Raw genomic sequence first — 12,524 nt, forward strand, 5'->3', positions numbered from 1 at the left:
CATGTCCGGACGTCAGGGGTAGGTGACGGTGATCAGGTAGTTGCCGGAGCGGCGACCGCTTCCGGCCAGCTCATAGCGCGCCGAGAAATCCCGTTCACCGATGACCGTATCGCTGGGTTGCAAGTGGCGCACCTCGCCGGTCTTCATCGAACGGATGCTGACTTCCGCGGTGCGCGCCTGCATGGGACAGCCACTGAGGTGGAAACTGCCCTTGCTTTCGTCTTGGCGGGGAGCGCTCATCGAGCATGGTGGCTCGACAATGGCGCCGGTGAAGCGAATGACGCCGCTGATGCTGCCGGGGGCGGCGAACAGGTTGCTGGAAGTTCCTACAAGAAGACCGAACAAAGCCAGTTGGCCCATCCTGTTCATGAGCTTACTCCTACGTGAGTTCATCCTTATTTTTCTGCGTTCGTGCGTCCGGGAGGGGCCCTCTCCCAGGCGCTGGCATTGGAGTGGAATATAGGACAATTCCTAAAGAAAATTCCTTCCTAGGAATAGTCCTAGTCCTGATTCTGTAAGTAGCTGCTGTGGGGCTGCGTCGGATTTATTGAAGTCTGGTTTATCTTCTCGCCAATGCTCTAGAGTGGGCGCCCCTTTGTTCCCTCGCAGTGGATTTCCCCCATGCATATCGAAGACGCCGTTCGGAGTCGCCGTGCCATCAAGGGCTACGACTCATCCTTCAGCCTGACTCGCGAAGAGAAGGACCATCTCCTGGACCTGGCACTGCATGCGCCTTCCGCCTTCAACCTGCAACACGTGCGGCTGGTCGAGGTCAGCGATCCGCAATTGCGCACGCAGTTGCGTGAAGTGGCCTGGGACCAGGCGCAGGTCACCGACGCGGCGATGCTGGTGGTGGTGTGTGCCCAGCTCGACAGTTGGGAGCGCAACGCGCAGCGGGTCTGGGACGGTGCTCCCGAGGCGGTACAGGCGTTCATGGCAGGCGCCATCGACACCTACTACCGCGGCAAGCCCCAGGTACAGCGCGACGAAGCCATGCGCAGTTGCGGCCTGCTGGCGCAGACCCTGATGCTGGTCGCCCGCGGCCAGGGCCTGGATTCGTGTCCGATGGATGGTTTCGACTTCGATGCCGTGGCCCGGCTGATCAACCTGCCGGACAACCATGTGATCGGCCTGATGGTCGCGGTCGGGAAAAAGGCCGTTGAACCCTGGCCGCGCAGCGGCAAGCTGCCGCGGGAAGAACTGGTCATCCGCGACCGCTTCTGACTGCCCGGATTCCCCTAGTCCGGTCCGGCGGCCCCGACCTGGCGGATCTGTTCGACCAGCCATTGCAGGGCGATGTCGCGTTCGCGCTGGGCCAGAAACACCAGTTCCAGGTGGAACGGGCCGAGGTCGAACGGCAGGTCGAACGATTGCAGGGGCAGCAATCGTTCGAAGTAGTGCGCCAGTTGTCGCGGCAGGACGCCGACCAGGTCGCTGTACGCGGCGATGTGCGCTGCCTGCAGGTAGTTCGGTGTGGTGTAGGCCACTTGCCGCTTGAGCCCCTGGCTGCCCAGCCACTGGTCGACCATCCCCTTGGTCTGCCCGCCGTGCACCCACAGGTGCTGTAGCTCCAGAAAGGTGGCCAGGTCGGGAGCCTGCGCCAGCAGCGGGTGCTGACGTCGGGCGACCAGTTGCAGGGTCTCGCTGGCCCAATGGCGGCGCTGGAAGCGCGCCGGGACGTTTTCGAAGCGGCCTAGCACCAGGTCCAGTTCGCCTTTGTCCAGCGCCTCGGCCGGCAAGGTCGGGGTCAGGTGCTGGATGGCGATGGAGATTCCCGGCGCCCGCTCACTCAGGCGGCGCATCAGGGCGGGCATGCAGATCAGTTCGACGTAGTCGGTCACCGCTACGGTGAAGCGCTGCCGGCTGCGCCCGGGATCGAAGCCCTCGCCGTCGCCCAGGCTCTGTTCGATCTGCCGCAGCGCCGCGCGGATCGGCGCTTCCAGCGCCAGCGCCCGGGGCGTCGGCTGCATCGCACGACCGGCGCGGACCAGCAGCGGGTCGTCGAGCAGCTCGCGCAGGCGGTTCAGTGCATTGCTCACTGCCGGCTGGCTCAGCGCCAGGCGCTCCGCCGCGCGCGAGACGTTGCGTTCGCGCAGCAGGGCGTCGAGGACGCGTAGCAGGTTGAGGTCGAAGGTTTGGATATTCATTGCCTGAATTCCAGCTATCACAAGACTAAATTTCAAAAATAGTACGACCTTCCCCTAAGGTAGTGGTCGCTTTTTGTGCGGTCGGACTGCCCCAGGTTTCGTCCACCGTTCCTCCTGCGCTCGCTACAACGAGGACAAGACCATGAGCCAGAACTTTTCCTTCCGCCAGGCCGCGGTGATCGGCGCCGGCACCATGGGTCGCGGTATCGTCATGTGCCTGGCCAACGCCGGTCTCGACGTGCAGTGGCTGGACAGCAACCCGCAGATGCTCAACCAGGCGCTCGGCGCCGTCGCCGACACCTACGCGCACAACGTGCGCCAGGGGCGTATCGGCGAAGAGGAAGCGGCCGCGCGCCGCGCCCGCATCACGCCGGTCCAGCACCTCGCCGCGATGCGCGAGGCGGACCTAGTGATCGAGGCGGTCTACGAGAACCTGGAACTCAAGCAATCGATCTTCCGCGAGCTGGACGCGGCGCTGAAGCCCTCCGCGGTGCTGGCCAGCAATACCTCCTACCTGGACATCGACGCCATCGCCGCGGTCACCGCGCGTCCGGGTCAGGTGCTCGGCCTGCACTTCTTCAGCCCGGCGCACATCATGCGGCTGCTGGAGATCGTGCGCGGCGCGCAGACCGCGCCGGCGGTGCTGGAGGCGGCCCTGGCGCTGGGCGAGCGGATGGGCAAGGTCAGCGTGGTGGCCGGCAACTGCCACGGCTTCATCGGCAACCGCATGCTCGAACCCTACGCCACCGAGGCCCGCCTGATGCTGCTGGAAGGCGCCCTGCCGTACCAGGTGGACCGGGCTCTCCAGGCGTTCGGTTTCGCCATGGGGCCGTTCCGCATGTACGACGTGGTCGGTATCGACCTGGAGTGGCGCGCCCGCGAGTTGGCCGGGGTCGGTCAGGACCAGCCGGCCGTGCAGGTGGACAACCGCCTTTGCGAGCTGGGCCGCTTCGGCCAGAAGAGCGGTGCCGGTTACTACCGCTACGCGCCGGGCAGCCGCCAGGCGGAGCACGATACCGAGGTGGATGCCCTGGTGCTCCGGGTTGCCGAGACGCTGGGCTACCCGCGGCGCGATTTCGCCGACGAGGAAATCCTCGAGCGTTGCCTGCTGGCGCTGGTCAACGAGGGCGCGAAGATCCTCGACGAGGGTATCGCCGCCCGTAGCGCCGACATCGACACTGTCTACCTGAACGGCTACGGCTTCCCCGCCGCGGAGGGCGGTCCCATGGCCTGGGCCGATCGCCTCGGCGCGGCCGAGCTGCTGCAACGCCTGCGTTTCCTCGAACAGCGCCACGGCGCGCGCTGGAAGCCGGCGTCCCTGGTCGAGCGCCTGGCCGCCGAGGGCGGAGCCTTCGCCGACCTGCAGGAGGCGCGCTGAGATGGATTACCAGGCCCCCTTGCGCGACATGCGCTTCGTTCTCCATGAACTGTTCGATGTCGGCGCGCATTGCGAACTGCTGGGCAACGGCATCGATCGCGAACTGATCGACGGCGTGCTCGAGGAAGGCGCGCGCTACACCGGCCAGGTGGTGGCGCCGCTCAATCGCAACAGCGACGAGGAAGGCGCGAAGCTGAAGGACGGCGTGGTGACCACCCCCACCGGCTTTCGCGAAGCCTACCGGCAGTACAGCGAAAACGGCTGGGCGAGCATGACCGGACCCACCGAGTACGGCGGCCAGGGCTTCCCGCAGATGGTCTCCGCGTGCTTCCACGAGATGCTGATGGCCGCCAGCCTGTCCTTCCGCGTCTATTCGGGGCTGACCGAGGGCGCCGTGCTGGCCCTGTACAAGCATGGCGACGAGGCGTTGCGGCGCGACTACCTGGGCAAGCTGGTGAGCGGTGAATGGGCCGGCACCATGTGCCTGACCGAACCCCAGGCCGGCACCGACCTCGCCCTCCTGCGCACCCGCGCCGAGGCGCAGGCCGACGGCAGCTACGCGATCAGCGGCAGCAAGATCTTCATCAGCGGTGGCGAGCAGGACCTCACCGAGAACATCGTCCACCTGGTGCTGGCGCGCCTGGCGGACGCGCCGGCCGGGGTGAAGGGCATCAGTCTGTTCCTGGTGCCGAAGTTCGTCGCCAATCCCGATGGCTCCCTGGGCGAGCGCAATAGCCTGGGGTGCGGCGCCATCGAGCACAAGATGGGGATCAAGGGCGCTTCCACCTGCGTGATGAACTTCGACGGCGCCAGGGGCTGGCTGCTGGGCCAGGCGAACCAGGGCCTGGCCTGCATGTTCACGATGATGAACGACGCGCGCTTCCAGGTCGGCCTGCAGGGCCTGGGTATCGCCGAACGGGCCTTCCAGGGCGCCCTCGGCTACGCCCGCGAGCGCCTGCAGTCGCGCGCCCTGGTCGGCCCGCAGGCACCGGACAAGGCCGCCGACCCGATCATCGTGCACCCCGACGTACGGCGCATGCTGCTGACCCAGAAGACCTTGGTCGAAGGCTGCCGCATGCTGGCGGCCTGCTGTGCACGCCAGCTCGACCTGGAACACGGCCATCCGGATGCCGACGGCCGGCGCGCGGCGACGCGCCGTGCAGCGCTGCTGATCCCCATCGTCAAGGCCTTCCTTACCGATGTCGGCCAGGAAGTCGCCAGCCTCGGCGTACAGGTCTATGGCGGTCACGGCTTCATCCGCGAATGGGGCATGGAGCAATTGATGCGCGACAGTCGCATCACCCAGATCTACGAAGGCACCAATGGCATCCAGGCGCTCGATCTGGTCCGCCGCAAGCTGCTCGGCGACCAGGGCGGCGAACTGCTGGCGCTGCAAGGCGAACTGGCGGCGGCCAGCGAGGCGCTGCAAGGGCGTGCTGCGCTGGCGCCGCTGGTCGAGCCGGTGCTGCAACGCCTGGAGGAGTGGCGGCAGCTCACCGGCCAGGTACTCGAGGCCTGCGCCCGCGATCCCCAGGAGATCGGCGCCACTTCCGTGGACTTCCTCCAGTACAGCGCCTACGTATTGCTCGCGGCCCTCTGGTTGCAAGCCGCTGCACGAGCCCAGGAAGCGCTGGACGGCGGCTCCGGCGAGGGCGATTTCTATCGGGCCAAGCTGCGCAGCGCCGATTTCTACCTGCGGCGCATCCTGCCGCGGGCGAGCATGCACCGCGAAGCCTTGCTCGGCGGCGCCGACTGCCTGATGGCCCTGCCCGAGGAGCATTTCTCGTTCTGACGGGCGTCTCGCCCAGGGAGACCGATATGCAAGCTTTCAGTTTCGCCACTACCGCGCAGATCCTCTGCGAGGTCGGCTCCGCCATCCGCCTGGCTGAACTCTGCCGCGAGCGAAGGGCGCGCCGCGTGTTGATCGTGACCGACCCGGGGATCACCCGGCTCGGCTTGCTGGATGCGATCCTGCCCGGCTTCCCGCGCCTGGGCCTGGCCGTCGAGGTGTACGACCAGGTGCTCGCCGATCCGCCTGAATCGGTGGTCGAGGCCGCGCTCGGGCGGGCGCGGGCCATGGCTGCCGAGCTGGTGGTCGGTTTCGGCGGTGGCAGTTCCATGGACGTGGCCAAGCTGGTCGCGCTGCTCGCCCATCCAGAGGCAGGGCAGGGGCTCGGCGAGGTCTTCGGGGTCGGCAACGCACGCGGGCCGCGCCTGCCGCTGATCCAGGTGCCGACCACCGCCGGGACCGGCTCCGAGGTGACGCCGATCGCCATCGTCACCACTGGCGAGACCACCAAGATGGGTGTGGTCTCGCCCTACCTGCTGCCCGATCTGGCGCTGCTCGACGCCGACCTGACCCTCGGCCTGCCGCCGGCGGTCACCGCGGCGACCGGTATCGACGCGATGGTGCATGCGATCGAGAGCTATACCAGCAAACTGAAGAAGAACCCGCTGTCCGACCTGCTGGCGCGGGAGGCGTTGCGCCTGCTGGCGGCCAACCTGGAACGCGCGGTAGGCGACGGCGGCGACCGCGAGGCGCGCCAGGCCATGCTGCTGGGCGCCTGCCTGGCCGGGCAGGCCTTCGCCAATGCGCCGGTGGCGGCGGTACATGCCCTGGCCTATCCGCTGGGAGGGCATTTCCACATTCCCCACGGCCTGAGCAACGCGCTGGTGTTACCGGAGGTGATCCGTTTCAACGCTCCCGCTGCCGCTGGACTCTATGCCGAGCTGGCGCCGCTGCTGCTGGGCGACCGCTTGCGTCCGGGCGATCGCGACGCGCTTACCGCGCAGCTGATCGACGAACTGGCCCAGCTCAGTCCGCGCAACGGCCTGCCGAGCCGCTTGCGCGACGCCGGGGTGGACGAGGCGATGCTGCCGCGCCTGGCCGCCGACGCGATGCTCCAGCAGCGTCTGCTGGTCAACAACCCACGCGAGGTCGGCGAGGCGGACGCCCTGGCGATCTATCGCGCGGCATACTGAATCCCTTCTACGAGGACCGGGCATGGCGACCGCCCCGCGACCGCTGCGCGAGCAGTACCTTCATTTCCAGCCGATCACCACGCGCTGGCACGACAACGACATCTACGGACACGTGAACAACGTGACCTACTATGCGTTCTTCGACACGGCGGTGAATACCTACCTGATCGAGCGCGGCGGCCTGGATATCCAGGGCGGCGAAGTGATCGGCCTGGTGGTCAGTTCCAGTTGCGACTATTTCGCGCCGGTGGCCTTCCCCCAGCGGATCGAGATGGGCCTGCGGGTGGCGCGCCTGGGCAACAGCTCGGTGCAGTACGAACTGGCCTTGTTCCTCGAAGGGCAGCGGGAGGCCTGCGCGGCCGGGCGTTTCGTGCATGTCTTCGTGGAGCGCCGAAGCAGCCGCCCGGTGGCCATTCCGCAGGGACTACGCGATGCGCTGGCCGCGCTTCAGAGCGCGGCCCAGTGACAGAGATCGCCCGCCGCCCGTGACAGGGCGATGGCGTGCAGCTCGTCCAGGCGATCGTCGCGTACCTGCCGTTGCAGCGCCTGGTTGAGCCTCGGCCGGCAGTCGTCGACGCGCAGTTCGGCGAGCGCCGGGGCGTAGCCGCGCAGCAGCTCCAGGTTGAGCTGATTGAGGCGGCTGCGGATGCGCTCCAGGTCGACCGCCTGGCCAGCGTCCGGTAGCGGCCGGCTGAGCAGGCGGTACTGGACCAGCTTGTTCGCCTCGATCTGCGCGGCGAACAGCAGGCGCACCTGCTCGGCGCCGACCCCGTGGCTCCCGGCTTGTCCGGCGAGCATCTGCAACTGTTGTTCTTCCCGCGGGCTGTCCTGTACCGCCTTGCCCGACTGGGCCTTGCTCTGGGCTACCTGATCGGCTAGTTGCAAACGCTGGCTGCTCAGGCTCAACAGTTGCTGGAGAGCCGGCGACAGCGGCTGGGCCTGGAGCAGCGGGCCTTGCAGGAGCAGGAGGGCAAGCAGGCCCCAACTGGCGAACGACGGGCGCATCTGGAAATCTCGATTGAATTGATGCCGGGCACGCTAGCAAAGCGAGCCCGGTGCGACAATCCATGACATGGCGTGAGGCGATGAGGAAGCGCTGGATGGGACATTTCTGATTGAACGTTTGCAGTCTCGACGCTGGAGCAATGTTCTGTGACCATCCCTCCACACCATTTCATTCACCAAAGGGGCCGGTTTGCCCCTGCTATGACTGGCAAGGACGCGGAACATGGGTTTCCTGATACTCTCCCGCCGAGAAGGCGAAGGCATCACCCTGTCCCTCAAGGCCGACTACCCGGCGGAGGAACTGATTCAGCAATTGCGCGAAGGCGGCATCCGGATCCTGGTCACCGATATCATTGGCAACCAGGCCCGGGTCGGGATCGAGGCGCCGCGTGGCGTCCTGATCGTTCGCGACGAGTTGAAGACGGCACCGAAAGGCTGACGAACGGTAGAAAGTAAAAGCCCCGCGGTCGCGGGGCTTTTCCACATCGGCTTCGGCAAGCATGCCGATCAACGATGCTTGTGCTTGCGGTGTTTCTTGCCGCGGTGACCGCTGTCGTTGTCCTTGCCCAGGTTGTTACCGACTGCGCCACCCGCTGCGCCGCCGAGGCCTGCACCTATGGTCGCGCCAGTGCTGCCGCCCAGCTTGTTGCCGATCACCGAACCGCCGGCTGCGCCTAGCCCGCCACCCAGGGCTGCTTCGGTCTTGCGCCCGTCCTTGGCGGTCATCGCGCCGCCGGCCGCGCCACCTAGGCCGGCACCTATGGCCGCACCGGTGCTACCGCCGATGGCGTTGCCCACGACGTTGCCCAGGGCGCCGCCCACGCCGCCGCCCACGGCGGTCTTGGTGGAGTCGCCGGCGAACGCGGCTTGTGCGCCCAGCAGGGCGAACGCGATTACCAGGAGAGATTTACGCATCGTGCGTGCCTCATCGTTGAATCAGGAGGGAAATACGGTCGTTCGCACAAAGGCCGGACCATCAGGCCCGGCCTTTGCGTCGTGGGGAGCGGAGGAATCAGTCGTCGTAGTAGCGACGATGATGCTTATGGCGCTTCCACTTCTTGTACCGGCCATAGTGATGGCCGTTGTCATGCCGGTAATAGCCATCGCGATAGCCGGCGCGGCGGTAGTAGCGACGGTCGCGGTAGTCGTCATCGTCGTCGTAGCGGCGGTTGCCGTCGCCATAATGGTTGCCCAGCGCGCCGCCGCCGGCGCCGCCGAGGGCCGCGCCGATCAGGCCACCGGTGCTGCCACCGATCTGCCGGCCGATGACGTTGCCGCCTGCGGCACCGAGGCCGCCTCCGATCGCCGCTTCGGTCTTGTTACCGCGTCCGGCGCCGACTGCACCGCCCGCAGCGCCACCGATGCCGCTACCGATCGCGGCGCCAGTGCTGCCGCCGACCGCATCGCCGACGACCGAACCCAACACCCCGCCCAAGGCGCCGCCGATGGCCGCGCGGGTGTTGTCGCCTGCGAAGGCGGTACCACCGACCAGACTCAGGGACAACAGGAGTATCGAGGAATACTTCATAGAGAGTTTCTCTCTGTGGGGATGACGGCTGCGATGCTGGGGTTGGCCCAAACCGCTGACAAGCGTCAGCCGACGATTGGTAGAACAAACTCGAAATATTCCAAGTGCTTGTTTTTTATGGGGAACTTTCTTCGGCGGAGGCGGTCTTAAACCGAATGCGAAACGCGATTTCAGGGTCGAAATCGGTATTTTTGCTGGCGGGATGCTGGCCATTCTAACGCCGACGAGCGGCCTGCCTTCAAGGCCTTTCATCGACTTTTTCCTTAAGACGCCGCCTCCTGTTGCAGGAGGCGGCGTTTTTCGTGGGCTTCAGATAATGCGCCCGTCGCCCGTGGCCTTTTCCAGGCGTACCGCGATGAACTTCGAAGTCGGCGTATGGCTGCCGACGCCGACGCTCTCCAGCGGCACCAGGGGATTGGTTTCCGGGTAGTAGGCGGCTGCCTGGCCGGCCGGGATGTCGAAGGCGAGCAGGGTGAAGCGGCGTACCCGGCGTTCGATGCCATCGCTCCACAGCGAGACCAGGTCGACCTTGTCGCCCGGCTGGTAGCCCAGGCGGCGGATATCCGCCTCGTTGGCGAATACCACTTCGCGCTGGCCCTTCACTCCGCGATAGCGATCGTCCAGGCCGTAGATGGTGGTGTTGTACTGGTCATGGGAGCGCAGGGTCTGCAGGATCAGGTCGGGTTCGAGGCCACTGTCGCGTACCTGTGCCGGCAACAGGTCGCGGGGCAGCGGGTTGGCGACGAAGTTGGCCTTGCCGCTGGCGGTGTTCCAGCGTCGTTCGCCGGCGGCGTTGCCGAGGTAGAAGCCGCCGGGATGCCGGACGCGGCGGTTGAAGTCGGCGAAACCGGGGATGGTGTCGGCGATCAGCTCGCGGATGCGCTCGTAGTTGGCGATCAGCGCGTCCCAGTCCACCGGATGGTTGCCCAGGGTTGCCTTGGCGATGCCGGCGATGATCGCCGGTTCCGAACGCATCTGCTGCGAGAGGGGCTCCAGTTGTCCGTAGGACGCGTGGATCATGCTGAACGAGTCTTCCACCGTGACCGCCTGCGGGCCTTCGGCCTGGCGGTCGATGTCGGTGCGCCCCAGGCAGGGCAGGATCAGTGCGTCGCGGCCGGTGGTCAGGTGGCTGCGGTTGAGCTTGGTGCTGATGTGCACGGTCAGGTCGCATGACGCCAGGGCGGCGTGGGTGCGCGGACTGTCCGGGGTGGCCTGGGCGAAATTGCCGCCCAGGCCGATGAAGACCTTCGACTTGCCCGCGAGCATCGCGGCGATCGCCTCGACGGCGTTGTGCCCGTTGTGGCGTGGCACTTCGAAGCCGAAGCGCCGTTCCAGTGCGTCGAGCAGCGCCGCCGGCGGCCGCTCGTTGATGCCCATGGTGCGGTCGCCCTGCACGTTGCTGTGGCCGCGGACCGGGCAGAGACCGGCGCCCGGGCGGCCCAGGTTGCCGCGCAGGAGTTGCAGGTTGACGATTTCCTGGATGATCGCCACCGAATGATGGTGTTGGGTGATGCCCATCGCCCAGCAGACGATGACCCTGTTCGCCCGCCGGTACATCCGCGCAGCCTGTTCGATTTCCGCCAGGCTCAGCCCGGACTGGCGCTCCAGGTGTTCCCAGGGGGTGGCATCCAGTTCGGCCAGGTAGGCCTCGAGGCCGTCGGTGTGCTCGGCGATGAAGGCGTGGTCGAATACCGGCTCGCCGCCCTCGGCCTGGGCGTCGCGCTCCCAGGCGAGGAGGAACTTGGCGATCCCGCGGATCGCCGCCATGTCGCCGCCCAGTGCCGGACGGAAGAACGCGGTGTTCAGCGGCGAGGACCCGTTGGTCAGCATTTCCAGCGCATTCTGCGGATGCTGGAAGCGCTCCAGGCCGCGCTCCTTGAGAGGGTTGAAGCAGACCACCTGGGCGCCGCGCTTCACTGCTTCGCGCAGCGGCTCGAGCATGCGCGGGTGGTTGGTGCCGGGGTTCTGCCCAAGGATGAAGATCGCGTCGGCGTGTTCGAAGTCGTCGAAGGTCACGCTGCCCTTGCCGACCCCGACGCTGCGGCCCAGTGCCACGCCGCTGGCCTCGTGGCACATGTTCGAGCAGTCGGGGAAGTTGTTGGTGCCGAACGCGCGGACGAACAACTGGTAGAGGTAGGCCGCCTCGTTGCTGGCCCGCCCGGAGGTATAGAACTCCGCCTGGTCGGGGCTATCCAGGCGGCGCAGGTGCTCGGCGACCAGGGCGAAGGCGGCGTCCCAGGTGATCGGCTGGTAGTGGTCGCTGAGCGGGTCGTAGCGCATCGGTCCGGTGAGGCGGCCCTGGTATTCCAGCCAGTAGTCGCTCTGTTCGCGCAGGGCGCTGACGCTGTAGCGGGCGAAGAACGCCGTGTCGACGCGGCGCTTGGTGGCTTCCCAGTTGACTGCCTTGGCACCGTTCTCGCAGAACTTCACCCGGCCGTCTTCCGGCGAGTCGCCCCAGGCGCAGCCGGGGCAGTCGAAACCGCCGTTCTGGTTGGTCTTGAGCAGGGCGCGGAGGTTCTTGAACGGCTGTTTGCTGTCCAGCCAGAAGTGCGCCACGCTGCGCAGCGCGCCCCAGCCGGCGGCGGCACCGGCGTAGGGCTTGTAGCGGGGTTGGAGAGGTTGCAGGCTCATGACGGACTCACTCGGTTGCGGCCGGCGCCGGGCTGTAGACCCGCGGGGCACTGTGATGGGGCTGGTGGATCAGGTTCAGCTGGTGGCGGCGCGCCCATTGCACGGTCAGGGCGGTTGGCGCGGAGAGGCTGACCAGGGTGCCGATCCCGGCGCGTACGGCCTTGTGGATAAGCTCCAGGCTGCAGCGGCTGGTGACCACGGCGAAGCCCTGCGCAGCGTCCAGTCCCTGTCCATGCAGGGCGCCGATCAGCTTGTCGAGGGCGTTGTGGCGGCCGATGTCCTCGCGACACAGGCGCAGCTCGCCATGCCCGTCGAAATACAGCGCGGCATGCAGGGCGCCGCTATGGCGCGCCAGTCGCTGGGCCTGCTCGATACGCTGGCGCAGGGCGCCGAGATGGGCGGCGGGAGGCAGCGCCTGCGACGACCGCTCCGGCAGTTGCGGCAGCGCCTGCTCCAGGGCTTCGACGCCGCACAGGCCGCAGCCTGACGTGCCGGCCAGTTGCCGGCGCTGGCGCTTGAGGTTCCAGAATGCGCGGCTGCTGATCTCGACCTCGGCGTGGAGGGATTCGCCCTGGCCGCTGACGCGGATTTCATAGATTTCGTCGATGGCCTGTACGAAGCCACTGCTGAGGCTGAAGCCGCGGACGAAATCCTCGATGTCCTCGGGCGAGGCCATCATCACCGCCTGGTTCAGTCCGTTGTAACTGATCGCCAGGGCGCACTCGGCGGCAAGGGAGGCCTGGCCGATCTGCTGCGGCAGGTGCAGGTCGGCGTAGCGGTAAACGTCGGGAACGGCGGAAGGCGCCCAGGTATCGGCGGATACCGGGCATGCAGGCTGGCAAGGCATGGGCTG

The 12,524-nt window shown here is 66.9% G+C and carries 13 protein-coding genes; 6 read left to right on the plus strand and 7 right to left on the minus strand.

What is annotated here, in order from left to right:
* Window positions 1-12: 12 nt before the first annotated feature.
* Complete coding sequence (locus FOC67_RS27950) at window positions 13-369, minus strand: hypothetical protein (RefSeq protein WP_003141916.1); 357 nt, start codon at window positions 367-369, stop codon at window positions 13-15.
* A 252-nt stretch (window positions 370-621) separates the two neighbouring features.
* Between FOC67_RS27950 and FOC67_RS27955 the strand changes: the two genes are divergently transcribed.
* Window positions 622-1,224: a nitroreductase family protein gene (locus FOC67_RS27955; RefSeq protein WP_003136000.1), complete on the plus strand. Its 603-nt coding sequence runs from the start codon at window positions 622-624 to the stop codon at window positions 1,222-1,224.
* A gap of 14 nt (window positions 1,225-1,238) precedes the next feature.
* On the opposite strand, the gene FOC67_RS27960 is transcribed toward FOC67_RS27955, so the two are convergent.
* Window positions 1,239-2,147 (minus strand): LysR family transcriptional regulator, encoded by a 909-nt coding sequence (locus FOC67_RS27960; protein WP_003096239.1) that lies wholly within the window; start codon window positions 2,145-2,147, stop codon window positions 1,239-1,241.
* A gap of 142 nt (window positions 2,148-2,289) precedes the next feature.
* Between FOC67_RS27960 and FOC67_RS27965 the strand changes: the two genes are divergently transcribed.
* The 4 genes from FOC67_RS27965 to FOC67_RS27980 are packed head-to-tail and all read left to right on the plus strand — an operon-like array spanning window position 2,290 to window position 6,973.
* Window positions 2,290-3,525: a 3-hydroxyacyl-CoA dehydrogenase gene (locus tag FOC67_RS27965; RefSeq protein WP_003109978.1), complete on the plus strand. Its 1,236-nt coding sequence runs from the start codon at window positions 2,290-2,292 to the stop codon at window positions 3,523-3,525.
* 1 nt (window position 3,526) lies between these two features.
* A complete protein-coding gene (locus FOC67_RS27970; RefSeq protein ID WP_009314469.1) occupies window positions 3,527-5,317 on the plus strand; it encodes an acyl-CoA dehydrogenase C-terminal domain-containing protein in 1,791 nt (596 codons plus the stop codon).
* 26 nt (window positions 5,318-5,343) lie between these two features.
* Window positions 5,344-6,507 (plus strand): iron-containing alcohol dehydrogenase, encoded by a 1,164-nt coding sequence (locus FOC67_RS27975; RefSeq protein WP_009314468.1) that lies wholly within the window; start codon window positions 5,344-5,346, stop codon window positions 6,505-6,507.
* Between the two features lie 22 nt (window positions 6,508-6,529).
* Window positions 6,530-6,973 carry a thioesterase family protein gene (locus FOC67_RS27980; RefSeq protein ID WP_003096230.1) on the plus strand — a complete coding sequence of 148 codons (444 nt, stop codon included), beginning with the start codon at window positions 6,530-6,532 and terminating at the stop codon, window positions 6,971-6,973.
* On the opposite strand, the gene FOC67_RS27985 is transcribed toward FOC67_RS27980, so the two are convergent.
* The gene (locus FOC67_RS27985) at window positions 6,955-7,512 is read right to left on the minus strand and encodes a chorismate mutase (protein ID WP_003118024.1); all 558 of its coding nucleotides are present in this window, start codon (window positions 7,510-7,512) and stop codon (window positions 6,955-6,957) included. The two genes, FOC67_RS27980 and FOC67_RS27985, sit on opposite strands and share 19 nt — an antisense overlap.
* Window positions 7,513-7,735: 223 nt before the next feature.
* Here FOC67_RS27985 and FOC67_RS27990 point away from each other — a divergent pair, with 223 nt between their 5' ends.
* Window positions 7,736-7,951, plus strand: a complete 216-nt coding sequence (locus FOC67_RS27990; RefSeq protein ID WP_009314467.1) for a carbon storage regulator — start codon at window positions 7,736-7,738, stop codon at window positions 7,949-7,951.
* Between the two features lie 68 nt (window positions 7,952-8,019).
* Here FOC67_RS27990 and FOC67_RS27995 read toward each other — a convergent pair whose 3' ends face one another.
* The 4 genes from FOC67_RS27995 to fdhD form a co-directional block, all read right to left on the minus strand.
* On the minus strand, window positions 8,020-8,427 hold the full coding sequence (locus FOC67_RS27995) for a glycine zipper domain-containing protein (RefSeq protein ID WP_003109974.1): 408 nt from the start codon (window positions 8,425-8,427) through the stop codon (window positions 8,020-8,022).
* 97 nt (window positions 8,428-8,524) lie between these two features.
* The gene (locus FOC67_RS28000) at window positions 8,525-9,040 is read right to left on the minus strand and encodes a hypothetical protein (protein WP_003096217.1); all 516 of its coding nucleotides are present in this window, start codon (window positions 9,038-9,040) and stop codon (window positions 8,525-8,527) included.
* A 309-nt stretch (window positions 9,041-9,349) separates the two neighbouring features.
* The gene (locus FOC67_RS28005) at window positions 9,350-11,671 is read right to left on the minus strand and encodes an FdhF/YdeP family oxidoreductase (RefSeq protein WP_009314466.1); all 2,322 of its coding nucleotides are present in this window, start codon (window positions 11,669-11,671) and stop codon (window positions 9,350-9,352) included.
* A gap of 7 nt (window positions 11,672-11,678) precedes the next feature.
* A complete protein-coding gene (gene fdhD, locus FOC67_RS28010; protein WP_003135991.1) occupies window positions 11,679-12,518 on the minus strand; it encodes a formate dehydrogenase accessory sulfurtransferase FdhD in 840 nt (279 codons plus the stop codon).
* Window positions 12,519-12,524: the final 6 nt, after the last annotated feature.

It is taken from the genome of Pseudomonas sp. FDAARGOS_761 (assembly GCF_013343155.1).
Taxonomy (GTDB): domain Bacteria; phylum Pseudomonadota; class Gammaproteobacteria; order Pseudomonadales; family Pseudomonadaceae; genus Pseudomonas; species Pseudomonas aeruginosa.

Coding starts and splice junctions, on each gene's coding strand:
- FOC67_RS27950 (WP_003141916.1), bottom strand. CDS start 369: ATGAACAGGATGGGCCAACTGGCTTTGTTCGGTCTTCTTGTAGGAACT.
- FOC67_RS27955 (WP_003136000.1), top strand. CDS start 622: ATGCATATCGAAGACGCCGTTCGGAGTCGCCGTGCCATCAAGGGCTAC.
- FOC67_RS27960 (WP_003096239.1), bottom strand. CDS start 2,147: ATGAATATCCAAACCTTCGACCTCAACCTGCTACGCGTCCTCGACGCC.
- FOC67_RS27965 (WP_003109978.1), top strand. CDS start 2,290: ATGAGCCAGAACTTTTCCTTCCGCCAGGCCGCGGTGATCGGCGCCGGC.
- FOC67_RS27970 (WP_009314469.1), top strand. CDS start 3,527: ATGGATTACCAGGCCCCCTTGCGCGACATGCGCTTCGTTCTCCATGAA.
- FOC67_RS27975 (WP_009314468.1), top strand. CDS start 5,344: ATGCAAGCTTTCAGTTTCGCCACTACCGCGCAGATCCTCTGCGAGGTC.
- FOC67_RS27980 (WP_003096230.1), top strand. CDS start 6,530: ATGGCGACCGCCCCGCGACCGCTGCGCGAGCAGTACCTTCATTTCCAG.
- FOC67_RS27985 (WP_003118024.1), bottom strand. CDS start 7,512: ATGCGCCCGTCGTTCGCCAGTTGGGGCCTGCTTGCCCTCCTGCTCCTG.
- FOC67_RS27990 (WP_009314467.1), top strand. CDS start 7,736: ATGGGTTTCCTGATACTCTCCCGCCGAGAAGGCGAAGGCATCACCCTG.
- FOC67_RS27995 (WP_003109974.1), bottom strand. CDS start 8,427: ATGCGTAAATCTCTCCTGGTAATCGCGTTCGCCCTGCTGGGCGCACAA.
- FOC67_RS28000 (WP_003096217.1), bottom strand. CDS start 9,040: ATGAAGTATTCCTCGATACTCCTGTTGTCCCTGAGTCTGGTCGGTGGT.
- FOC67_RS28005 (WP_009314466.1), bottom strand. CDS start 11,671: ATGAGCCTGCAACCTCTCCAACCCCGCTACAAGCCCTACGCCGGTGCC.
- fdhD (WP_003135991.1), bottom strand. CDS start 12,518: ATGCCTTGCCAGCCTGCATGCCCGGTATCCGCCGATACCTGGGCGCCT.